Annotated in this window: 17 protein-coding genes and 1 tRNA gene; 7 read left to right on the plus strand and 11 right to left on the minus strand. The window is 70.1% G+C overall.

What is annotated here, in order from left to right; translation table 11 throughout:
• The first annotated feature begins 90 nt into the window (after positions 1-90).
• Positions 91-4,203 carry an AAA family ATPase gene (locus ABZ937_RS25930; protein WP_361695704.1) on the plus strand — a complete coding sequence of 1,371 codons (4,113 nt, stop codon included), beginning with the start codon at positions 91-93 and terminating at the stop codon, positions 4,201-4,203.
• 147 nt (positions 4,204-4,350) lie between these two features.
• Here the strand turns inward: ABZ937_RS25930 and ABZ937_RS25935 are convergent, their stop codons facing one another.
• From ABZ937_RS25935 to dnaA, 11 genes are all read right to left on the minus strand, one after another.
• Positions 4,351-5,502, minus strand: coding sequence for a glutathione-independent formaldehyde dehydrogenase (locus ABZ937_RS25935; RefSeq protein WP_361695801.1), 1,152 nt, complete (start codon positions 5,500-5,502; stop codon positions 4,351-4,353).
• 175 nt (positions 5,503-5,677) lie between these two features.
• Positions 5,678-6,031: a VOC family protein gene (locus tag ABZ937_RS25940; RefSeq protein WP_361695705.1), complete on the minus strand. Its 354-nt coding sequence runs from the start codon at positions 6,029-6,031 to the stop codon at positions 5,678-5,680.
• Positions 6,032-6,120: 89 nt separating this feature from the next.
• Positions 6,121-6,197 (minus strand) — tRNA-Ile (locus tag ABZ937_RS25945).
• 122 nt (positions 6,198-6,319) lie between these two features.
• Positions 6,320-7,054, minus strand: a complete 735-nt coding sequence (locus ABZ937_RS25950) for a DUF3566 domain-containing protein (RefSeq protein WP_361695706.1) — start codon at positions 7,052-7,054, stop codon at positions 6,320-6,322.
• Between the two features lie 18 nt (positions 7,055-7,072).
• Complete coding sequence (gene gyrA / locus ABZ937_RS25955; RefSeq protein ID WP_361695707.1) at positions 7,073-9,667, minus strand: DNA gyrase subunit A; 2,595 nt, start codon at positions 9,665-9,667, stop codon at positions 7,073-7,075.
• 42 nt (positions 9,668-9,709) lie between these two features.
• Positions 9,710-11,791 (minus strand): DNA topoisomerase (ATP-hydrolyzing) subunit B, encoded by a 2,082-nt coding sequence (gene gyrB, locus ABZ937_RS25960; RefSeq protein ID WP_361695708.1) that lies wholly within the window; start codon positions 11,789-11,791, stop codon positions 9,710-9,712.
• Positions 11,792-12,186: 395 nt separating this feature from the next.
• Complete coding sequence (locus ABZ937_RS25965) at positions 12,187-12,753, minus strand: DciA family protein (RefSeq protein ID WP_361695709.1); 567 nt, start codon at positions 12,751-12,753, stop codon at positions 12,187-12,189.
• A complete protein-coding gene (gene recF / locus ABZ937_RS25970; protein WP_361695710.1) occupies positions 12,750-13,871 on the minus strand; it encodes a DNA replication/repair protein RecF in 1,122 nt (373 codons plus the stop codon). Before recF ends, ABZ937_RS25965 begins: the two co-directional genes overlap by 4 nt.
• 52 nt (positions 13,872-13,923) lie before the next feature.
• On the minus strand, positions 13,924-14,799 hold the full coding sequence (gene gnd / locus ABZ937_RS25975) for a phosphogluconate dehydrogenase (NAD(+)-dependent, decarboxylating) (protein ID WP_361695711.1): 876 nt from the start codon (positions 14,797-14,799) through the stop codon (positions 13,924-13,926).
• A 181-nt stretch (positions 14,800-14,980) separates the two neighbouring features.
• Positions 14,981-16,111, minus strand: coding sequence for a DNA polymerase III subunit beta (dnaN, locus tag ABZ937_RS25980; protein WP_361695712.1), 1,131 nt, complete (start codon positions 16,109-16,111; stop codon positions 14,981-14,983).
• Between the two features lie 975 nt (positions 16,112-17,086).
• On the minus strand, positions 17,087-19,039 hold the full coding sequence (gene dnaA, locus ABZ937_RS25985; RefSeq protein WP_361695713.1) for a chromosomal replication initiator protein DnaA: 1,953 nt from the start codon (positions 19,037-19,039) through the stop codon (positions 17,087-17,089).
• 397 nt (positions 19,040-19,436) lie between these two features.
• On the opposite strand from dnaA, the gene rpmH reads away from it, so the two are divergent.
• From rpmH to rsmG, 6 genes are all read left to right on the plus strand, one after another.
• The gene (rpmH, locus tag ABZ937_RS25990) at positions 19,437-19,574 is read left to right on the plus strand and encodes a 50S ribosomal protein L34 (RefSeq protein WP_003956500.1); all 138 of its coding nucleotides are present in this window, start codon (positions 19,437-19,439) and stop codon (positions 19,572-19,574) included.
• 21 nt (positions 19,575-19,595) lie between these two features.
• Positions 19,596-19,967, plus strand: a complete 372-nt coding sequence (gene rnpA / locus ABZ937_RS25995; RefSeq protein WP_078611778.1) for a ribonuclease P protein component — start codon at positions 19,596-19,598, stop codon at positions 19,965-19,967.
• On the plus strand, positions 19,964-20,329 hold the full coding sequence (gene yidD / locus ABZ937_RS26000; protein ID WP_361695714.1) for a membrane protein insertion efficiency factor YidD: 366 nt from the start codon (positions 19,964-19,966) through the stop codon (positions 20,327-20,329). The genes rnpA and yidD overlap by 4 nt, the downstream gene beginning before the upstream one ends.
• A gap of 3 nt (positions 20,330-20,332) precedes the next feature.
• Positions 20,333-21,607 (plus strand): membrane protein insertase YidC, encoded by a 1,275-nt coding sequence (gene yidC, locus ABZ937_RS26005; protein WP_361695715.1) that lies wholly within the window; start codon positions 20,333-20,335, stop codon positions 21,605-21,607.
• Positions 21,608-21,622: 15 nt separating this feature from the next.
• Positions 21,623-22,135: a R3H domain-containing nucleic acid-binding protein gene (locus ABZ937_RS26010; protein WP_361695716.1), complete on the plus strand. Its 513-nt coding sequence runs from the start codon at positions 21,623-21,625 to the stop codon at positions 22,133-22,135.
• A 116-nt stretch (positions 22,136-22,251) separates the two neighbouring features.
• Positions 22,252-22,968 carry a 16S rRNA (guanine(527)-N(7))-methyltransferase RsmG gene (gene rsmG / locus ABZ937_RS26015; RefSeq protein ID WP_361695717.1) on the plus strand — a complete coding sequence of 239 codons (717 nt, stop codon included), beginning with the start codon at positions 22,252-22,254 and terminating at the stop codon, positions 22,966-22,968.
• Positions 22,969-22,980: the final 12 nt, after the last annotated feature.

Here is a 22,980-nt window from a genome sequence, read left to right on the forward strand (position 1 = left end):
CTCCGGTCCGCCCCTTAACCGCAGGTCAGCCGTATAGGGTGAGTTTTCCGGTCCGGACGTTCGCGCGCGGGAGAGTTAAGGGGTGGGACCTTGAGTTCCGACTCAGGGGCACGCACAGCCTTCGCCGAGCGCCTCGCGCTGCTGTACAAGGAGGCCGGAAACCCTCCCCTCAAGAGCGTCGCCGAGGCGGTCGTACGGCTGCAGCGCGTCGACGAGCGCGGCCGGCCCGTACGGGTGTCGGCGCAGCGGATCAGTGACTGGCGCCGGGCCAGGAACGTACCGGCCCAGTTCGCCGCCCTCGCGGCGGTCCTGCAGATCCTCATCCCGGAGGCCCGCCGGCTGCGCCCCGCGCCGGTCTCGACCGGACTGTACGACCTCGCCCACTGGCAGCGCCTGTGGGAGCTGGCGCTGGCCGGACCGGCCGGCGACCGGCCCGCGCCGCCCTCGGAGGAGAACCGGCGGCCACCGGCCCAGGCCCCGCCCGTCGCCGGCGGCGTGTGCCCGTACCGGGGGCTGGCTCCCTACCGGTCCGAGGACGCCCGCTGGTTCTTCGGCCGGGAGCGGAGCACCAACGCCCTCGTCGCCCAGCTCCGCGCGGCCGAGCGGTCCGGCGGACTGGTGATGCTGGTCGGCGCCTCGGGAGCCGGGAAGTCGTCCCTGCTGAACGCCGGCCTGGTCCCCGCGGTCCGCGGCGGCGCCCTGGACACCGGCGCCGAGGACACGGCGGCCACCGCGGCCCCGCCGCAGCCGGGCCATGCGCAGTCCGGAGAGTCCCCCCGGTCCCCGGAGACCGCCGAGCCCCCGGACCCCGTCCTCCAGCTCGTCCCGGGTGCCGATCCGCTCGACGCGCTGGTCCGCCGCGTCCCGGAGCTGGCCGACGTCGCCGCCGACGCGCGCAGGGCCGAGCAGGAGGCGTCGGAGAACCCCGCGCTGCCGGGCAGCGACGCCCCGCACCTCGCCCGGGCCGTGCGCGAGGCGCTCGCCGTCCGGGCCGGCCGGACGACGGGCCCGGACACCCGGCCGGTCCTGATCGTGGACCAGTTCGAGGAGACGTTCACCCTCTGCGCCGACGAGGCGGACCGGCGCACCTTCATCCAGCTCCTGCACGCCGCCTGCACCCCGCCCGCCGGCGCCGCCGGACCCGCGCCCGTCCGGGTCGTCCTCGGCATCCGCGCCGACTTCTACGAGCAGTGCCTCGGCTATCCGGAACTGGCCGACGCGCTCCAGCACCGGCACATGGTCCTCGGCCCGCTGACCAGCGCCGAGCTGCGGGAGGCGGTGACCGGCCCGGCCAAGGCGGTGGGTCTGGAGCTGGAGCCGGGGCTCGCCGAGCTGATCGTGCGCGAGGTCAGCGCCGACGGCCCGCGCGGCGCGCACGACGCGGGCGTGCTCCCGCTGCTGTCCCACGCCCTGCTGGCCACCTGGCAGCGCCGGAAGTCCGGAAAGCTGACGCTGGCCGGTTACCGCGCGGCGGGCGGGATCCAGGGCGCGGTGGCGGCGACCGCCGAGCGTGCCTGGTCCGGCCTGGACCCCGCGGCCCGAGCCGCCGCCCGGCTGCTGCTGCTGCGGCTGGTCCGGCTGGGCGAGGACACCCAGGCCACGCGCCGGCGCGGCACCCGGCGGCAGCTGGCCCAGGAGTCGGCGGACCCGGGCAAGACGGAGGAGTCGCTGGAGGCCCTGGTGCGGGCCCGGCTGGTGACGCTGGACGCGGACACCGTGGAGATCACCCACGAGGCGCTGCTGCACGCCTGGCCGCGGCTGCGGCACTGGATCGACGAGGGCCGGGGCGACCATCTGCTGCGCCAGCGGCTGGAGGAGGACGGCCGGGCCTGGGAGGACTCGGACCGGGACAGCTCGCTGCTGTACCGGGGGTCCCGGCTGGAGCAGGCCCGCAGCTGGGCCCGGTCGGCCGGGGACACCTACCTGACCCGCAGCGCGGTGGAGTTCCTGGCCGCCTCGGTACGGCTGCGCAAGCGCACGGTGTGGGTGAGCCGGGCCGCGGTGACGGCGCTGGTCGTGCTGGCCGTCCTCGCCGCCGGTTCCGCGGTGATCGCCTGGAAGCAGCGCGACGACGCCGTGTTCGAGCAGGTGCTCGCCGAGGCCGACCGGGTCCAGCACACCGATCCGTCCCTGGCCGCCCAGCTCGACCTGGTCGCGCACCGGCTGCGCCCCGACGACGAGGGCACGTACAGCAGGCTGATCTCGATCGTGAACGCGCCGCTGGCCACGCCGCTGTCCGGCCACACCGGTGCCGTCTACCTCACCTCGTTCAGCCCGGACGGCAGGACCCTGGCCACGGCGAGCTACGACCGCACGGTCCGGCTGTGGAACGTCGCCGACCCGCACCGCCCGGCCGCGCTCGGCAGACCCCTCGCAGGCCACGCCAGCTGGGTGAGCAGCGCCGTCTTCAGCCCGGACGGCCGGACGCTGGCCAGCGCCGGCGACGACGGCACGATCCGGCTGTGGGACGTCACCGACCCGGCGCACGCCGTACCGCTCGGCAAGCCGCTCACCGGCCACCGGGGCACGATCTACCTGGTCGCCTTCAGCCCGGACGGGCGCACGCTGGCCACCGCCGGCGAGGACCGCACGGTACGGCTGTGGGACGTGGCCGACCCGGGCCGGCCCACCGCGCTCTCCACACTGCGCGGGCACACCGACGCGGTGCGCTGTGTGGCGTTCGGCCCGGACGGGCGGACGCTGGCCACGGGCGGCGACGACGACACGATCCGGCTGTGGGACGTGTCCGCGCCGCGCCGGCCCGAGCAGGTCAGGACGCTGCGCGGGCACACGGACCTGATCCACTCGGTGGCCTTCAGCCCCGACGGCGCCACCCTGGCCAGCGGCAGCGCGGACGACACCATCCGGCTGTGGGACGTCCGCGAGCCCGGCCGCGCCACGGCGACCGGCTCCCCGCTGACCGGCCACACCGGACCGATCTGGTCGGTGGCGTTCAGTCCCGACGGCGGACGGCTGGCCGCCGCGAGCGCGGACAGCACGGCCAGCCTGTGGAACGTCAGCGACCCGGCCTCCCCGTCCCAGGTCGGCGAGCCGCTCGCGGGCAGCAGCGGCGAGATGTACGCGCTGGGGTTCAGCCCGGACGGCCGTACCCTCGCGACCGGCAGCGGGGACGGCAAGGTGCGCCTGTGGTCGGTCCCGACCTCGGACATGATCGGCCGCAGCGGGGCGTTCCGCCCGGACGGCAAGGTGCTGGCCACGGCCGCCCGGGACGGCAGGCTACGGCTGTGGAACGTGACCCGCCCGGACCGCCCGGTCCCGCTCGGCAGGCCGTTCATGCGGGCCGACGGCGACCAGCGCTCCCTCGCGTTCTCCCCCGACGGCCGCACCCTCGCCGTCCTCACCGGCGTCCGGACGGTGCACCTGTGGAACGTCACCGACCCCGCGCACCCGGTCGCCGCCGGTCCGCCGCTCGCCCTGCGCACCCGCTTCATGGGCCCGGACGCGCTGGCCTACAGCCCCGACGGCAAGACCCTGGCCACCGCCTACGACGACCGCACCGTCCAGCTGTGGAACGTCACCGACCCTGCGCACGCCGTACCGCTCGGCAAGCCGCTCACCGGCCACCGGGGCTACATCAACGCCCTCGCGTTCAGCCCGGACGGCAGGACGCTGGCCAGCGGCAGCGCGGACAGCGCGATCCGGCTGTGGGACGTGACCGACCTCGCGCACGCCCGGCCGGCCGGCCCGCCGCTCACCGAGCACTCCGGCCCGGTCAACGCGCTCGCCTACAGCCAGGACGGGCACACGCTGGCCAGCGGCAGCGACGACGACTCGGTCCGGCTGTGGAACGTCACCGACCCGGCCTCGGCGAGCGCGCTCGGCGCCCCGCTGACCGGTCACACCGAAGCGGTCACCTCCCTGACGTTCAGCTCCGGCGGGCACACGCTGGCCAGCGGCGGCAACGACAACACGGTCCGGCTGTGGAACGTCACCGACCCGGCCTCGGCGACCCCGATCGGCCAGTCGATGACCCCCAACGCCAAGACGGGCACCTTCCTCTCCTTCAGCCCCAGCAGCCATGTCCTCGGCGTCTCCAGCGGCGCCGACACGGTCCGGCTGTGGAGCCTGGACGCCGACACGGCGATCCGGCACATCTGCTCGGTGACCCGGGGCGTACTGACCCCCCGGCGGTGGCACGAGTACCTGCCCCGCCTCTCCTACGACCCCCCGTGCGGTCGATGATCGGCCAACCTGCCTGATTCCCCTCGGACTTGGCCCCACGGAACCGACAACCTTGTTACCCTTGGCCATAGCCCGATCGCTGGTGCATCCCCCGTCGCCAGCGGTCGGGTCCTTTTCATTGCGGCCCGGCCGGCGCCCGGCTGCTCCTCAGGCGGCCAGGGCGTGCCCCGGATGCAGGACGACCTTGGTGTATCCCTCGATCCGCTTGTCGAACTTCTCGTAGGCCGCCGGTGCATCCTCCAGCGGCAGCTCGTGGGAGACCACGAAGCTGGGCTTGGCCCGCTCGGCGATGATCAGGTCGCGCAGCTGGCGGTTGTACCGCTTGACGTTGCACTGCCCCGTGCCCATCTGCTGGCCCTTCTCGAACATCTTGCCGATGGAGACCAGCAGCTGGCCGTGCTTGGCGTGCTCGTCGGGGCCACCGGGGTCGGCGGGCACGTACAGCCCCGGCACGCCGAGCATGCCGGTGGGGCGCACCGTCATGACCAGCTCGTTCAGGACGATCGCCGGTTCCTCGTGGCTGGCGTCGTGCGCCTGCGCCTGGTAGCCGACGGCGTCCACTCCCTTGTCGGTGCCTTCTCCGTTCGTCTGCTCCTTGATCTGGTCGGCCGGGTCGCCCTTGGTGAAGTCGATGGGGATCGCCCCGATCTCCTCCGCCTTGGCGAGCCGCTCGGGCACCCGGTCCACCGAGAACACCTTCGACGCACCGCGCAGCAGCGCGGAGTAGGCGGCCATCAGCCCCACGGGGCCGGCGCCGAAGACGGCCACGCTCTCACCGGGAGAGACCTGGGCCAGCTCGCAGCCGTGGTACCCGGTCGGGAAGATGTCGGCGAGCAGCACGAAGTCCGTCTCGAACTCCTCGCCCGGCGGCAGCTTCAGACAGTTGAAGTCGGCGAAGGGCACCCGCAGCAACTCGGCCTGGCCGCCCTTGTACGGGCCCATGGCCACATAGCCGTAGGCGCCGCCCGCGAAGCCCGGATTGACCGTCAGGCAGAACCCGGTCTTCCCGGCAAGGCAGTTCTTGCAGAACCCGCAGGCGACATTGAACGGCATGACCACGCGGTCCCCCACGGAGAGGGAGGTCACACCGGCGCCGACTTCCTCGATGACGCCGAGGTTCTCGTGCCCGAACACGATGCCCGCCTCGGCTGCCGTACGGCCCTCGTACATATGCAGGTCGGAGCCGCATATCGCGGTCGACGTGACCCGCACCAGCACATCGTTGGGATGCTGGATCCGCGGGTCGTCGACGTCCCGCACCGTCACGCTGAACGGCTTCTCATAGACGACGGCTTTCACCTCAGCCACCTCCGCATGAGCGCTGGATGACGGCGGCGAGAAAGCCGTGGCCGGGGGACGCAGGCTCGCTTCACCGCCGGTACTTCCAGGGAACGCCCACCGGTCGGCGATGTCAAAGAGCCCCGGCCCATGCAGACCGGGGCTCTCAGGAGTTCTCAGGAGTTCTCAGGGATTCTCACTGACTCCGCTGGCCAAGGACACAGAACTCGTTGCCCTCGGGGTCCGCCATGACCACCCACGACTGGTCGCCCTGGCCGATGTCGACCCGCTTGGCGCCATGAGCCTCCAGGCGTGCCACCTCGGCGGCCTGGTCATCGGGCCTGAAGTCGAGATGCAGCCGGCTCTTGGCCTTCTTGGTCTCTTCGATCCGGACGAAGTCCAACCCTGGCATGCGATCCGGCTCCGGGCGGATCTCGAACTCGTCATCGGAGGAATAGACAACGACCCAGCCAAGGGCCTCGGCCCACCACTGTCCCAGAGCCGCCGGATCCACCGAGTGAACGATTACCTGTTCCCATTCCAAGGTCATCCGCAGAGTGTAGGTCGCCGGACACGTCGGGAACAGGTGGTTTGAGCGTGCCAAAAACCCCCGGTCCTATGGACCGGGGGTCTTCGTACTGGTGGGGCTAACAGGATTTGAACCTGTGGCCTCATCCTTATCAGGGATGCGCTCTAACCAACTGAGCTATAGCCCCGCCGCGCTCTGCGGTGTGTGTCCCGCGCGCTGACTCCTGAAGATTAGCGCACGACCGCGCCAGTCCCAAAATCGGTTGTCGGGGGCCGTCGGGTCAGGGCGCCGCGGGGTGGCCGGCGGGCCTCACTCGTCCTCGGCCAGGGTCAGCTCGATGCCGCCCACGAAGCCCGCGGAGAGGTTGTAGATGAACGCGCCGAGGGTCGCGAGCGCCGTGGCCAGGACCACGTCGATGACCGCGATGATCGACGTGAACGTCAGGACGTGGGGGAGGGACAGGAACGCCTGGAGGTCGAAGCCGTTCGCCTCGTTGGAGCCGGTCGCCTCCGAGATCGTGCCGCCCACCGTCGAGAACACGCCCATCGCGTCCATGACCATCCACAGCACCGCCGAGGCGACGATCGTGCAGATGCCGATCGCGATCGAGAGCAGGAAGCTGACCTTCATCACCGACCAGGGGTCGGCCTTGGCCACCCGCAGCCGGGCCTTGCGGGTGCGGGGCGCCGTCCGCGCGCCGGTACGCGGCTTGCGCACCGCCTCCGCCGGGGCCGCCTGCGCCGGATAGGCCTGCGGCGGGTGGTACGGCGCGGGCTGCTCCGGGTGCCGCTCGCCGGGAAGCGGCGACGCCGGCCGGGTCTCACCGGCCGCGGCCGGGCCTCGGGTGTCCGTCACAGTTCCCCCCTGGGATCCAGACGTACGGGAAGAGTCCTTGTCGGACACCTTCACCGGCTTCAGGTTGGTCGTGTGCGGGTCGGCCGTACTCCCCGCACCCGAGCCGTTCGCGGCGGAGCCACGGCCGCCGCCGTCCGTGTCCGTACCCGTGGAGGTACCGGCCGATCCGGCGCCCGTGGCTCCGCTCACGATGACTCACTCCTCGTGCTACTCGGCCGAGGGCGCCTCACCCTCGTCCGTGCCGATGACCGCGGCGCCCTCGGCGGTCTCGTCCACGGCCACGTCGCCGTCGACTTCCTCCGCCTCGCGCCCCGCCTCGGCGTTACGTGCGATACCGACCACGGCATCGCGCTTGCCCAGGTTGATCAGTTGGACGCCCATGGTGTCACGGCCCGTCTCCCTGACCCCGCTGACTCGCGTACGAATCACACCGCCGGAGAGGGTGATGGCGAGGATCTCGTCGTTCTCCTCGACAATCAGCGCGCCGACGAGCGAACCGCGGTCCTCCACGATCTTGGCGGCCTTGATACCGAGGCCGCCGCGGCCCTGGACGCGGTACTCGTCGACGGCGGTCCGCTTCGCGTACCCACCGTCGGTGGCAGTGAACACGAACGTACCGGGTCGAACAACATTCATCGAGAGCAGCTCGTCGCCCTCACGGAAACTCATCCCCTTCACGCCGGAGGTGGCGCGGCCCATCGGGCGCAGGGAGTCGTCCGAGGCGGTGAACCGGATCGACTGTGCCTTCTTGCTGATCAGCAGCAGATCGTCGTCGGCCGAGACCAGCTCGGCACCGATCAGCTCGTCGTCGCTGCCGTCCTCCCGCTCACGCAGGTTGATCGCGATGACACCGCCGGAGCGGGGCGAATCGTAATCCTTCAGAGGCGTCTTCTTGACCAGACCGGCCTTGGTCGCGAGGACCAGGTACGGCGCCGCCTCGTAGTCGCGGATCGCGAGGATCTCGGCGATCGCCTCGTCCGGCTGGAAGGCCAGCAGGTTCGCCACGTGCTGCCCGCGCGCGTCCCGGCCGGCGTCCGGCAGCTCGTACGCCTTCGCCCGGTACACCCGGCCCTTGTTCGTGAAGAACAGCAGCCAGTGGTGCGTGGTGGAGACGAAGAAGTGGTCGACGATGTCGTCTTCCTTCAGCTTCGCGCCGCGCACGCCCTTGCCGCCGCGCTTCTGCGCCCGGTAGTCGTCCGTCTTCGTCCGCTTGACGTAGCCGCCGCGCGTGACGGTGACGACGATGTCCTCCTCGGCGATCAGGTCCTCGATGGACATGTCACCGTCGTAGGGCACCAGCATGGTCTTGCGGTCGTCGCCGTACTTCTCGACGATCGCGGCCAGCTCCTCGCTGACGATCCCGCGCTGGCGGACCGGCGAGGCGAGGATCTCGTTGTACTCGTTGATCTTCGCCTGGAGTTCGTCGTGCTCCTGGACGATCTTCTGCCGCTCCAGGGCCGCCAGCCGGCGCAGCTGCATCTCGAGGATGGCGTTGGCCTGGATCTCGTCGATCTCCAGGAGCTCCATCAGGCCGCCGCGCGCGATCTCGACGGTCTCACTGCGCCGGATCAGCGCGATGACCTCGTCGATGGCGTCCAGGGCCTTCAGCAGACCCCGCAGGATGTGCGCGCGCTCCTCCGCCTTGCGCAGGCGGAAGCGCGTACGGCGGACGATGACCTCGATCTGGTGCGTCACCCAGTGGCGGATGAACGCGTCCAGGGACAGCGTGCGCGGCACGCCGTCGACCAGCGCCAGCATGTTGGCGCCGAAGTTCGTCTGCAGATCGGTGTGCTTGTACAGGTTGTTCAGGACGACCTTGGCGACCGCGTCCCGCTTGAGGACGATCACCAGGCGCTGGCCCGTACGGGACGACGTCTCGTCGCGGACGTCGGCGATGCCGCCGATCTTGCCGTCCTTCACCAGGTCGGCGATCTTCTGCGCCAGGTTGTCCGGGTTCACCTGGTACGGCAGCTCGGTGACGACCAGGCACTGGCGGCCCTGGATCTCCTCGACCTCGACCACCGCGCGCATCGTGATGGAGCCGCGCCCGGTGCGGTACGCCTCCTCGATGCCCTTGCGGCCCACCACCAGGGCGCCGGTCGGGAAGTCCGGGCCCTTGATGCGCTCCATGAGCGCGTCCAGCAGCTCCTCGTGCGAGGCCTCGGGGTTCTCCAGGTACCACTGGGCGCCGGCCGCGACCTCGCGCAGGTTGTGCGGCGGGATGTTGGTCGCCATGCCGACCGCGATACCGGCCGAGCCGTTGATCAGCAGGTTCGGGAAGCGGGCCGGCAGGACGGTCGGCTCCTGGGAGCGGCCGTCGTAGTTGTCCGTGAAGTCGACGGTCTCCTCGTCGATGTCGCGGACCATCTCCATCGACAGCGGCGCGAGCTTGCACTCGGTGTACCGCATGGCCGCCGCCGGGTCGTTGCCCGGGGAGCCGAAGTTGCCGTTGGAGTCCACCAGCGGCATCCGCATCGACCACGGCTGGGCGAGGCGCACCAGCGCGTCGTAGATCGAGGAGTCGCCGTGCGGGTGGTAGTTGCCCATGACGTCGCCGACGACACGGGCGCACTTGTAGAAGCCGCGCTCGGGGCGGTAGCCGCCGTCGTACATCGCGTACAGCACACGGCGGTGGACGGGCTTGAGACCGTCCCGGACATCGGGCAGCGCGCGGGACACGATGACGGACATCGCGTAGTCCAGGTACGAGCGCTGCATCTCCGTCTCGAGCCCGACGGGCTCGACACGCATCACGAGTTCGCCGCCCTCTTCAGGCGTCGTGGGAGTGTTCTCGTCGGCCATTGCTGGTGAAGATCCTTCCTGGTGCGGTCAGCTGAGACCGACTCAGATGTCGAGGAAGCGGACGTCCTTGGCGTTGCGCTGGATGAACGCGCGTCGGGCCTCGACGTCCTCGCCCATCAGGACCGAGAACAGGTCGTCGGCCTGGGCGGCGTCGTCGAGCGTGACCTGGCCGAGGACCCGGTGCTCCTGGTCCATGGTGGTCACCCGCAGCTCCTCGGCGTTCATCTCGCCGAGGCCCTTGAAGCGCTGGATCGAGTCCTCGCGGACGCGCTTGCCGCGCTGCCGCCCCAGCTCGATCAGTGCGTCGCGCTCGCGGTCCGAGTACGCGTACTCCGTGTCGTCCCGGCCCCACTTGATCTTGTAGAGCGGCGGGCGGGAGAGGTACACGTGCCCGGCCTCGACCAGGGGCCGCATGAAGCGGAACAGGAAGGTCAGCAGCAGGGTGCTGATGTGCTGGCCGTCGACGTCGGCGTCCGCCATCAGGATGATCTTGTGATAGCGGAGCTTCTCGATGTCGAAGTCCTCGTGCACACCCGTGCCGAAGGCGGAGATCAGCGCCTGGATCTCCTGGTTCTGCAGGATCTTGTCGATCCTGGCCTTCTCGACGTTCAGGATCTTGCCGCGGATCGGGAGGATCGCCTGGTACTGCGGGTTGCGGCCGGACTTGGCCGAGCCGCCGGCGGAGTCACCCTCGACGATGAAGATCTCGCACTTGGTCGGGTCGTTCGACTGGCAGTCGGAGAGCTTGCCCGGCAGGGACGCCGACTCCAGCAGGCCCTTGCGGCGGGTCAGGTCACGGGCCTTGCGGGCCGCCACGCGCGCGGTGGCCGCCTGGATGCCCTTGCGGACGATGTCCGCGGCCTCGACCGGGTTGCGGTCCAGCCAGTCGTTCAGGTGCTCGTAGACCGCCTTCTGCACGAAGGTCTTGGCCTCCGTGTTGCCCAGCTTGGTCTTCGTCTGGCCCTCGAACTGCGGCTCGCTCAGCTTGACCGAGATGATCGCGGTCAGACCCTCACGGATGTCGTCACCGGTGAGGTTGTCGTCCTTCTCGCGGAGCAGCTTCTTGTCGCGCGCGTACTTGTTGATCAGCGACGTCAGAGCGGCCCGGAAGCCCTCTTCGTGCGTACCGCCCTCATGGGTGTGGATGATGTTCGCGAAGGAGTACACGCCCTCGCTGTAGCCGCTGTTCCACTGCATGGCGACCTCGAGGGACAGGCTCTTGTCCTTGTCCTCGGCCTCCAGCGAGACGACCGTGGGGTGCACCGCCTCTCCCTTGCGGGAGTTGAGGTACTTCACGAAGTCGACGATGCCGCCCTCGTAGTGGTACGTGACGGTCTTGACCTCGGCCTTCTCGTCGGCACCCGCCTCGTCCGCACCGCTGGTGGCCTTCGCCGACTCGCGCTCGTCGGTGAGCCGGATCGTCAGGCCCTTGTTGAGGAACGCCATCTCCTGGAAACGCCGGGACAGCGTCTCGAAGGAGTACTCGGTGGTCTCGAAGATGTCGGGGTCGGCCCAGAAGGTGACCGAGGTGCCGGTCTCGTCCGTCGCCTCGTGCTGGTCGAGCGGGGCCGTCGGGACGCCGAGCTTGTAGTCCTGCGTCCAGCGGTGGCCGTCCGTCCTGATCTCGACGGCGACCTTCGTGGACAGCGCGTTCACGACGGACACACCCACACCGTGCAGACCGCCGGAGACGGCGTACCCGCCGCCGCCGAACTTGCCGCCCGCGTGCAGCACGGTCAGCACGACCTCGACGGCCGGCTTGCCCTCGGAGGGCACGATGCCCACCGGGATGCCACGGCCGTTGTCGACGACACGCACGCCGCCGTCGGCGAGGATCGTCACGTCGATGGTGTCCGCGTAGCCGGCCAGCGCCTCGTCGACCGAGTTGTCGACGACCTCGTACACCAGGTGGTGCAGACCGCGCTCGCCCGTGGAGCCGATGTACATGCCGGGCCGCTTGCGGACCGCGTCCAGCCCTTCGAGCACGGTGATGGCGCTGGCGTCGTAGGAGGCGGAGGCCGCGGCGGCTTCCGTGGCCTCGCCGTTCACGCCGGCGTCGGTGGACGGGATGTTCTCGTTGGGGTTGCCGGAATCGGCCACGAAGCGCCCTTTCTGGCACAGCACGAGCCGGGCTCGTCGGCAGGTTGCCGGAGCGGCTGCGGCATGTTGCGTTGGTAAGCCTTGATCAGCGTTGCTCAGCTTTTCCCGGGCGGTCCCCACATTGGGGCGGGATTGTCTTCCAGTCTACCGGTAGCACTGACATCGATGGGGGTTTGCGGGCACCTGAGCCCCCATGTGCCGCCCTCAACCGGTCTCGGCCGGGTCCCGATATGCGGATGGGGGCTCCAAGGGGCTCACGGCGGCACTCAGCGCTTCGAGCCGTCAACCCTTGGCTACTGAGGGGTCAGAAGGGGAGCCGGCGCCGGTCGAGCGGTGATCCACAGCTGTGTACGCAGGTACGACGGCACGCCTGAGGAACCTCCCGACGTGAGGTACGTCACCTGCGCGGAGTCGGTCCGTCAGCCGTAGGTGTCGCCGGGTCCGGTGCTCCCCGGAGCCCGCAGCGGTCCGTAGCGGCGGGCCGGGCCGCCCGGATTGAGCACCTTGATCATCCGCACGCTGCCGTGCCCGAGATCCTCGTTGAGCCGGGCCACCAGCGCCGGGGCGAGCACACGCAGCTGGGTCGCCCAGGCCGTCGAGTCGCAACTCACGGTCAGCACCCGCTCGTCCTCGTCGTACCGCTGCGGCACACAGTGCTTGGCCAGGTCGTCGCCGACGATCTGCGGCCAGCGGCCCATCACCCCGCCCACCGCGGCCGGGGTCTCCCAGCCGCGCTCGTTGATCAGCCGGTTGATCGCCGCGCCGAGCGCCATCGGATCGCGGCCGTCGGCGCGCGCCCCGGAGCGCAGACCTCCGCCGCGCCGCGCCTGCTTCTTCTGCCGCGCCGCGTCCCCACGCGCGCGTGCCTGCTCCTTCGCGGCGCGCAACGCCACGCGCGCGAGGTCGACACCGGAGGGTTCCGTCCTCTTGCGGGCGTTGTCCGGCCCGTTCTTCCGGCCGTCCGGCGCGGGTTCGTCCGTGCTCATACGCGCTCCACCGTCCCGCCGGCCACCGCGTACCGCGCGCCGGCCAGCACATGAGGTACGTCGTCGTCCACGGCGGCGGTGACCAGCACCTGCTCGCCGGGCGCGACCAGCTCCGCCAGCCGCTCCCGGCGGCGGGCGTCCAGCTCGGCGAAGACGTCGTCCAGGATCAGCACCGGCTCGTTGCCCTCGGCGCGCAGCAGGTCGTAGGAGGCCAGCCGCAGGGCGAGGGCGTAGGACCAGGACTCGCCGTGCGAGGCGTACCCCTTGGCGGGCAGCTCACCGAGTTTGAGCATCACGTCGTCCCGGTGCGGGCCCACCAGGGTCACACCCCGCTCGATCTCCTGCTTGCGCGCCTCGGCGAGTGCCGCCATCAGCTGGGCGTAGAGGTCCTCGCGCGTGTGCGCCTCGCCCGGCGCGGACGGCTTGTACTCCAGCGCTACCGGACCGCCGCCGGGAGCCAGCTGCTCGTACGCCTTGTCGGCCAGCGGATGCAGCGCCGCGATCAGATCCATCCGCTGGGCCAGCAGCTCCGCACCCGCGCGCGCGAGGTGCTGGTCCCACACGTCAAGCGTGGACAGGTCCATGGACCGCCCACCGTGCCGCCGGGCCAGCGCCGCCGTCTTCAGCAGGGTGTTGCGCTGCTTCAGCACCCGCTCGTAGTCGGAGCGCACGCCGGCCATGCGCGGCGAGCGCGCGGTGATCAGCTCGTCGAGGAACCGCCGCCGCTCGCCCGGATCCCCCTTCACCAGCGCGAGATCCTCGGGCGCGAACAGCACGGTCCGTACGATCCCCAGCACGTCACGCGGTCTGACCTGCGAGGACCGGTTGATGCGGGCACGGTTGGCCTTGCCCGGGTTCAGCTCCAGCTCGATCAGCTGCTGCCGGTCGCCCTGCCGCACCTGCGCCCGTACGACGGCCCGCTCGGCGCCCATGCGGACCAGGGGCGCGTCCGAGGCGACCCGGTGGCTGCCGAGGGTCGCCAGATAGCCGACCGCCTCCACGAGGTTGGTCTTGCCCTGCCCGTTGGGGCCGACGAAGGCGGTGACGCCCGGGTCGAGCGGAACCTCGGCCCGGGCGTACGAGCGGAAGTCGGCCAGCGAAAGATGCGTGACGTGCATGGTCGTGCGCCGACCTCCCCCAGGGTTGTGGATCGCGGAGCGACCCTGTGGATTACTTCTTCTCTACGGCGTGACCACCGAACTGGTTGCGCAGCGCGGCGATCATCTTCATCTGCGGCGAGTCCTCCTGCCGGGAGGCGAACCGCGCGAACAGCGACGCGGTGATCGCGGGAAGCGGCACCGCGTTGTCGATGGCGGCCTCCACAGTCCAGCGTCCCTCACCGGAGTCCTGTGCATAACCGCGCAGGCCGTCCAGGTGCTCGTCCTCGTCGAGGGCGTTGACCGCCAGGTCCAGCAGCCAGGAGCGGATGACGGTGCCCTCCTGCCACGAGCGGAAGACCTCACGGACGTCCGTGACGGAGTCGACCTTCTCCAGCAGCTCCCAGCCCTCGGCGTAGGCCTGCATCATGGCGTACTCGATGCCGTTGTGGACCATCTTCGCGAAGTGGCCCGCGCCGACCTTGCCCGCGTGCACCGAACCGAAGTCGCCCTCGGGCTTCAGCGCGTCGAAGACCGGCTGCACCTTGGCGACGTTCTCGGCGTCGCCGCCGTACATCAGCGCGTACCCGTTCTCCAGGCCCCAGACGCCGCCGGAGACGCCGCAGTCGACGAAGCCTATGCCCTTGGCCGCCAGTTCCTCGGCGTGCTTCTCGTCGTCCGTCCAGCGGGAGTTGCCGCCGTCCACGACCACGTCGCCGGGCTCCAGCAGCTCGGCCAGCTGGTCGATGGTCGACTGGGTGGGCTCGCCGGCCGGGACCATCACCCAGACCACGCGCGGGCCGCTGAGCTTGCCCACAAGCTCTTCCAGGCTGTGGACATCCGCGACGTCCGCGTTGCGGTCGTATCCGATGACGGTGTGGCCCGCGCGGCGGATCCGCTCGCGCATGTTGCCGCCCATCTTGCCGAGGCCGACGAGACCGAGCTCCATCAGTTGTGTTCCTTAGGTCGCTGTGTGGCGTGAGAGGCACCTGAGTGCCGAGCCGAGCCTAAACCCGGACGCTCATGCACAGCTGTGGGCATAGCCGCTCACATGCGGAGACACCGCCGCCCCTCACGGCACCGGGCACCCACAGCGGGCGCCCGGCACTGTGCACACCTGTGGAAAACGATCAGCCGCTGAGCCGCACCGGCATGATCAGGTACTTGTAGGCCTCGTCCGCCTCCGCGTCCACGGCCGGCTTGCCGCTCAGCAGCGCCGGCTTCGTGGACGTGGTGAACGACAGCTGCGCCACCGGCGAGTCGATCGCGCTCAGGCCGTCGAGCAGGAACGTCGGGTTGAAGGCGATCGAGATGTCGTCGCCCTCCAGCTGCGCGTCGACCCTTTCCACAGCCTGTGCGTCGTCGCTGGAACCGGCCTCCAGGATCAGCACACCCTGCTCGAAGCTCAGCCGCACCGGCGTGTTCCGCTCGGCCACGAGGGCCACGCGCTTGACGGCCTCCACGAACGGCGCGGTCTCGATCACGGCGACGGAGTTGAACTCGGTCGGGAACAGCGTCCGGTACTTCGGCAGGTCGCCTTCGAGCAGACGTGTCGTCGTGCGCCGCCCGGCCCCCTCGAAGCCGATCAGGCCCTCACCGGCGCCCGAGCCGGACAGCGCCAGCGTGACGCTGTCCCCGGCCCCCAGCGACTTCGCGGTGTCCAGCAGCGTCTTGGCCGGGACCAGGGCGACGGCGGAGGCGTCCGGGTTCTCCGGCTTCCACAGGAACTCGCGGACCGCGAAGCGGTAGCGGTCGGTGGAGGCCAGGGTGACCGTGTCGCCCTCGATCTCGATACGCACACCGGTGAGCACCGGGAGCGTGTCGTCCCGGCCGGCGGCGATGGCCACCTGGGAGACGGCGGCGGCGAAGATCTCGCCGGGGACGGTGCCGGTCGCGTTCGGCATCTGCGGCAGCGCCGGGTACTCCTCCACAGGCAGGGTGTGGAGTGTGAACCGCGAGGAACCGCAGACCACCGTCGCCCGTACACCGTCTGTGGAAATCTCCACCGGCCGGTTGGGGAGGGCGCGGGAGATGTCGGCGAGCAGCCGGCCGGAGACGAGGACGGTGCCCTCCTCCTCGACCTCCGCCTCGACGTTCACCCGTGCGGAGACCTCGTAGTCGAAGCTCGACAGGCTCAGCTGGCCGTCCTCGGCCTTCAGCAGCAGGCCGGCGAGGACAGGCGCCGGCGGACGGGCCGGGAGGCTGCGTGCAGCCCACGCCACTGCCTCCGCGAGTACGTCGCGTTCCACCCGGATCTTCACCGTAAGCCGCCTCCTGCTGTTGCTACTGAGTCCTCCGACTCGGTGTCACCGCCCACTGGGACGGGAAGGACACCGGGGACCAGTCTGACGCACGGCACTGACAGTAGGTGCCCGTCGGGGTCAAGTCGGTCCGAGGGGCAGCCGGACGCGAGACGGCGAGTTGTGCACAGCCCCCGCTTCAAAGCGATTGCCGAGCTCTCTCTAGTTGGGAGTAGTAGTAGGGCCTGTGGATACCGTGGATAACCACGTTTGCCCAGCTCAGCACGGCTTTTTTGTCCACCGACCCTGTGGGTGGAGGCAGTGGACAACTTGGGCTGTCTGTGGAGAACAGAAAGTTCTGCACACATCGCCCACAGGCTGAGGGCAGTTCTCCCCAGCTGTGTCCCCAGGAATACCCAGGTTTCCCACACCCCAATCCGGCAGCTTCCTGTGACGGCTTTCACTCGACGCGGTGAGCGGGTGCGTCGGGTTGCCGAACAGTGGACAGCCATGTGGAGAAGCCGCCGATCACTGGGGACAACCGCCCCCAGCCTGTGGGGTACCGGTGGACAACTTCGTACACAGCCTGGGGATCTCCATGTTTTCCACAGCCTGTGGAGATCCTTCGTCCACGATTCCACAGCCCCCTGAGCTGGGTGGACGCCGTGAGGCCAGCTTCCCTGTGGACGCAGTTCGGGACAACTCCACAGTCCCCAGGATGTGGACGGAAGAAAGTCACCGAATCTGTGGAGAGTGGCCGTAACCAGGCAAGTAATCGAACACCGGATGACGAGTCGTGGCTGCGGGCAGTCGTGCCTCCCCCGGTGCCCAAGGGCCTGGGCGGTGCCCCCGGGGCGGCACGGGTGGGCGCAGCGGCACCCGGCGGGCACCGGTGAGCGACCCCACCGCCGCCCAGCCACGGCATCGGGCGCCGGCATGCGAAAGGGCGCCCTGGATACCTCCCAGGGCGCCCTCGGCGTCGCCGTACGGCCGGTGTCAGCCGTTCTTGATGCGGTTGGTCAGCTCGGTGACCTGGTTGTAGATCGAGCGCCGCTCGGCCATCAGCGCACGGATCTTACGGTCGGCGTGCATGACGGTCGTGTGGTCACGCCCGCCGAACTGCGCGCCGATCTTCGGCAGCGACAGATCCGTCAGCTCCCGGCACAGGTACATCGCGATCTGCCGGGCCGTGACCAGCTGGCGGCCCCGCGAGCTGCCGCACAGATCGTCGACCGTGAGCCCGAAGTAGTCCGCGGTCGCCGCCATGATGGCCGTCGCGGTGATCTCCGGCGTCGAGTCCTCGCCGCCGGGGATCAGGTCCTTCAGGACGATCTCCGTCAGCCCCAGGTCCACCGGCTGCCGGTTGAGCGAGGCGAACGCCGTCACCCGGATCAGCGCGCCCTCCAGCTCACGGATGTTGCGCGAGATCCGGGAGGCGATGAACTCCAGCACCTCCGGCGGGGCGTTGAGCTGCTCCTGGACCGCCTTCTTCCGGAGGATCGCGATCCGCGTCTCCAGCTCGGGCGGCTGGACATCGGTGATCAGACCCCACTCGAAACGGTTCCGCAGCCGGTCCTCCAGCGTGACCAGCTGCTTGGGCGGCCGGTCGCTGGAGAGCACGATCTGCTTGTTGGCGTTGTGGAGCGTGTTGAAGGTGTGGAAGAACTCCTCCTGCGTCGACTCCTTGTCCGCGAGGAACTGGATGTCGTCGACGAGCAGGATGTCCATCTCGCGGTAGCGCTTGCGGAAGCTGTCGCCCTTGCCGTCGCGGATGGAGTTGATGAACTCGTTGGTGAACTCCTCCGAGCTGACGTACCGCACACGCGTGCCCGGGTAGAGGCTGCGCGCGTAGTGCCCGATGGCGTGCAGCAGATGCGTCTTGCCGAGCCCCGACTCCCCGTAGATGAACAGGGGGTTGTACGCCTTCGCCGGCGCCTCGGCGACCGCCACCGCCGCCGCGTGCGCGAACCGGTTGGAGGCGCCGATGACGAACGTGTCGAACAGGTACTTCGGGTTCAGCCGTGCCGTCGGCTCGCCCTGGCCGCCGACCGGCGCCGACTGCGCGCCCAGAGGACCGGGCCCGCCCGCCGGGGACACGTCCGGGCGGCCGGTGCCGCCGCGGTGCGCCGGCGGCTCGGGCAGCTCACGGCGGACCGGGTCGCGCTGGTCGTACTCGGTCCGGGACGGGTCGTACTCGGGCCGCGCGGAGTCGTAGTCCGGGCGGGACGATTCGTAGTCCGCGCGCGGGGTGTCGTACTCGCCGCGCTGCTGCTCGTACGGCGGCCGGTCCATGCCCTGCGGGCGGTAGTCCGGGGCCGGCGCGCCGTACGCGTCCGGGCCGGAGCCGTAGTCCTGGGACGACGGCGAGGCGTACGGGTCGCGCTCGGGGAAGCCGAGCCGGGGCTGCTGCCAGCCGTACTCGTCCTGCCCGGGGCGCGGCCAGGCGCCCGGCTCGGGGCGCTGGTACTCGGACGGGTAGGCCGGGCGGGCGGTGGGCAGCTGGTCCTGGCGCGCGGGCGGGAGCTGCTCGGAGCGCGGCTCGCTGCCCGGGAGCTGGTCGGCGCCGCGGTGACGGCCGTAGCCCTCGTACGGCCCGGAGGGCAGCTCCGGCTCCTCGTAGCGCGGCTTGGGCGCCTGCTGGACGGGGGGTGCCGCGGGCGCCGGCGGTTCGCCCGCCGAGTCGTCCACGGTGATCGCGATGCGGATGGGCCGGCCGCACTCACGGCTCAGGGTCTCGCTGACGATCGGCGCGAGACGGCCCTCCAGTACGTTCTTCGCGAATTCGTTCGGTACGGCGAGCAGGGCGGTGTCCGCCACCAGCGCGAGCGGCTGGCAGCGCCGGATCCAGTGCTCGTCCTTCGCCTCGACACCCTGTCCGCGGCCCTCCCCGAGGAGCTGCTCGAGTACTCGTGGCCACACTGCGGCAAGATCGGCAGGTACGTCAGCCACAGGGCACGCTCTCTCACAGGTCCCACGAACGTGTGGTTCGCGGACGGGTCGGGACGGAATCCGGGACGGATGGGCGGGGGGCAATCCCGCTCGGGTGGGGACAAGGGAACGAATCGGAGTCCAGCCACGGTAGTCAGCGTGGCGGGTGCGGTTCAAGTTGTTGTCCCCAGCCTGTGGACAGTGTCTCTCGGCGACCCTCGGTTTGACCGGATGGCGCGGCCCCGCGTACCGTAACCAGGTCGAGTTGTCGATGGCTGCTGCCGCCTGCCTCCGATGGGCACAGATCACGTCAGGTGATCGGGAAGCGGTGCACTCGGGCGTGAGCGAGCTACTCGTGGGCGCACGGTGACAGCCAGGACGGCACCCCGCCACTACCGATTCTTTCTGGAGCCCCCGAGTGAGCAAGCGCACCTTCCAGCCGAACAACCGTCGTCGCGCGAAGACCCACGGCTTCCGGCTGCGTATGCGCACCCGTGCCGGCCGCGCGATTCTCGCGTCCCGCCGTAGCAAGGGTCGCGCCCGCCTGTCCGCCTGATCCCGATCAGGTCATGACGTCGTGCTGCCCACCGAGAACCGGCTGAGGCGGCGCGAGGACTTCGCGACCGCGGTACGACGGGGTCGTCGGGCCGGACGTCCGACCCTCGTCGTCCACCTTCGTAGCGGTGCCACGGACCCGCACGCGCCAGGGGAGAGCGCTCCCCCGACGCGTGCGGGTTTCGTCGTGAGCAAGGCCGTGGGTGGTGCGGTCGTGCGCAACACAGTGAAGCGCAGACTGCGCCATCTGATGCGTGACCGAGTCGCCCTGTTTCCCCCCGGTAGCCTGGTAGTCGTACGAGCGCTGCCCGGAGCGGGCGACGCAGACCACGCACAGCTGGCCCGAGACCTGGATGCCGCCCTTCAGCGGCTGCTGGGAGGGGGCGCGCGATGAAGTACCCACTGCTGGCTCTGATCAAGCTGTACCAGTGGACGATCAGTCCACTGCTGGGGCCGGTGTGCAAGTACTACCCGTCGTGCTCCCACTACGGCTACACGGCCATCGACCGGCACGGTGCGATCAAGGGAACGGCACTCACCGCCTGGCGCATCCTCCGGTGCAATCCGTGGTCGCTCGGCGGTGTGGACCACGTCCCGCCGCGCAAGCGCCCGCGGTGGCACGAAATGCTGCGCGACGCCTGGCGTGCACGCAGGGGCGGGCCCTCCGCCGCCGAACCGGCCACCGAAGCGAAGCTTGTTCCCGAGTCTCCTTCGAGCCCGGCCGCAGAGACCTCGTCCCATGCCCAAGGAGCATGATTAGTGGACACGATTGCCAGCCTCTTCAGCTTCATCACGACACCCGTCTCATGGGTCATCGTCCAGTTCCACACGGTGTACGGCGCCATCTTCGGCGCTGACACGGGGTGGGCCTGGGGCCTGTCCATCGTGTCCCTCGTGATCCTGATCCGCATCTGCCTGATCCCGCTCTTCGTGAAGCAGATCAAGGCGACGCGCGCGATGCAGACGCTCCAGCCGGAGATGAAGAAGATCCAGGAGCGCTACAAGAACGACCGGCAGCGCCAGTCGGAAGAGATGATGAAGCTGTACAAGGAGTCGGGTACCAACCCGCTCTCCTCGTGCCTTCCCATCCTGGCGCAGTCCCCGTTCTTCTTCGCCCTGTACCACGTGCTCAACGGCATCGCGTCGGGCAAGCAGATCGGCGTCATCGACGAGGGCCTGCTCACGAGCGCCCGAAAGGCGCACATCTTCGGCGCCCCGCTGGCCTCCAAGTTCTTCAGCAGCGAGGACCAGGTCGCCGCGCTGCACGCCTCGCTGACCGACGTCCGCGTCGTGACGGCGATCATGATCGTGCTGATGTCGGCGTCGCAGTTCTACACGCAGCGCCAGCTGATGACGAAGAACGTCGACACCACGGTGAAGACGCCGTTCATGCAGCAGCAGAAGATGCTGATGTACGTCTTCCCGGTCATGTTCGCCGTCTTCGGTGTGAACTTCCCGGTCGGTGTCCTCGTCTACTGGCTGACCACCAACGTGTGGACCATGGGCCAGCAGATGTACGTCATCCGCAACAACCCGACCCCGGGTTCCAAGGCTCAGGCCGCCTACCTGGAGCGGCTGACCAAGCACGTCACGCAGCACGGCAAGATCCGCCGGCGCAGCGAGAAGGCCATCGTCAAGGCGATCGTCGCCAAGGGCCGCGACCGCAACGAGTTCGAGCGCAAGTTCGTCAACGCGCTGAACAAGGCCGGCCTCGCCGCCCAGACCGACGGCACCGTGACGCAGAGCGCGGCCCAGGCCGCGGCGCAGACCGAGGAGGGCGCGGCCACCACCACGGCCACCGCCGCCGCGGGCCGGCGCCAGCAGCCCAAGCGCCAGTCCAAGGCCCAGCGTCAGTCCGGCGGGACCAAGCAGGCAGGTGACTCCCCGTCGCTGGAGAAGTCCGACGAGCCGGAGGACACCAAGCCCGCTGCTGCCAAGCAGCCCCAGAAGCCCGGCTCCGGCACCCGCAGCAAGGCCCAGTCCGGCCAGCGCAAGGGTGGCCCGCAGCGGCCCAAGTCCCCGTCCAAGAAGTAAGAAGGAGCCCATCCCGTGACGGAAGGCACCACCTCCGCCGCTGCCGAGGGTGCAGACACCCTCACCCGCCTGGAGCAGGAGGGTGAGATCGCGGCGGACTACCTGGAGGGTCTGCTGGATATCGCCGACCTCGACGGCGACATCGACATGGACGTCGAGGCCGACCGCGCCTCCGTGTCGATCATCAGCGACACCGGCGGCCGCGACCTGCAGAAGCTGGTCGGCCGGGACGGCGAGGTGCTGGAGGCGCTGCAGGAGCTGACGCGCCTGGCGGTGCACCGGGAGACCGGCGACCGCAGCCGGCTGATGCTGGACATCGCGGGGTACCGGGCCAAGAAGCGGTCCGAGCTGTCCGAGCTGGGCGCCAAGGCCGCCGCCGAGGTGAAGAGCACCGGCGAGCCCGTGAAGCTCAAGCCGATGACCCCGTTCGAGCGCAAGGTCGTGCACGACGCGGTCAAGGCCGCAGGACTGCGCAGCGAGTCCGAGGGCGAGGAGCCGCAGCGCTTCGTCGTCGTGCTGCCTGCCTGATCGGCCCCCTCATTTCCCCGGCCCCGTCTGTTGAGCAGGCGGGGCCGAACTTTGTCAGCCTGTAGTTCTGGTGGCCGGTGCGCGAAGCACCGGCGCTGTACGGAAGGACGGTCCCTGTGACGGAGGCAGCGGAGCTTCCCCCCGCGCCCGAGCAGGCGCGGGCAGTATTCGGTGATCGCTTCGCCGATGCGGTTCGCTATGCGGAGCTGCTCGCCGAGGCGGGCGTGCAGCGTGGCCTGATCGGCCCACGGGAAGTGCCCCGCCTGTGGGAGCGGCACCTGCTGAACTGCGCGGTGCTCTCCGAGGCCGTCCCGGAGGGAGTGACGGTCTGCGATGTCGGCTCCGGTGCCGGGCTGCCGGGCATCCCGCTGGCCCTGGTCCGCGACGACCTGAACATCACCCTGCTGGAGCCGCTGCTGCGGCGCACCAACTTCCTCACCGAGGTCGTCGAACTACTCGGCCTGGATCACGTCACCGTGGTGCGCGGCCGTGCCGAGGAGGTCCTGGGCAAGCTGCCCCCGGTCCATGTGGTGACGGCCCGGGCTGTGGCCCCGCTGGACCGCCTGGCCGCCTGGGGCATCCCTCTGCTGCGCCCCTACGGCGAGATGCTCGCGCTCAAGGGTGACACCGCCGAGGAGGAGCTGAAGGCCGCGGCCACCGCTCTCAGCAAGCTCGGCGCGGTCGAGACGTCCATCCTGCATGTGGGCGAGGGCGTGGTGGATCCGCTGTCCACCGTGGTGCGGGTCGAGGTGGGGGAGAGTCCGGGCGGTGTGCGCTTCGCCGCGAAGCGCGCCAAGGCGGCCCGCGCCGGCCGGGCTCGTCGTCGGCGGTGAGTCGATGGACGG

The organism is Streptomyces sp. NPDC046727 (genome assembly GCF_040645635.1).
Lineage (GTDB): Bacteria > Actinomycetota > Actinomycetes > Streptomycetales > Streptomycetaceae > Streptomyces.

Coding starts and splice junctions, on each gene's coding strand:
- gyrA (WP_361695707.1), bottom strand. CDS start 9,667: ATGGCCGACGAGAACACTCCCACGACGCCTGAAGAGGGCGGCGAACTC.
- gnd (WP_361695711.1), bottom strand. CDS start 14,799: ATGGAGCTCGGTCTCGTCGGCCTCGGCAAGATGGGCGGCAACATGCGC.
- yidD (WP_361695714.1), top strand. CDS start 19,964: ATGAAGTACCCACTGCTGGCTCTGATCAAGCTGTACCAGTGGACGATC.
- recF (WP_361695710.1), bottom strand. CDS start 13,871: ATGCACGTCACGCATCTTTCGCTGGCCGACTTCCGCTCGTACGCCCGG.
- ABZ937_RS25965 (WP_361695709.1), bottom strand. CDS start 12,753: ATGAGCACGGACGAACCCGCGCCGGACGGCCGGAAGAACGGGCCGGAC.
- ABZ937_RS25940 (WP_361695705.1), bottom strand. CDS start 6,031: ATGACCTTGGAATGGGAACAGGTAATCGTTCACTCGGTGGATCCGGCG.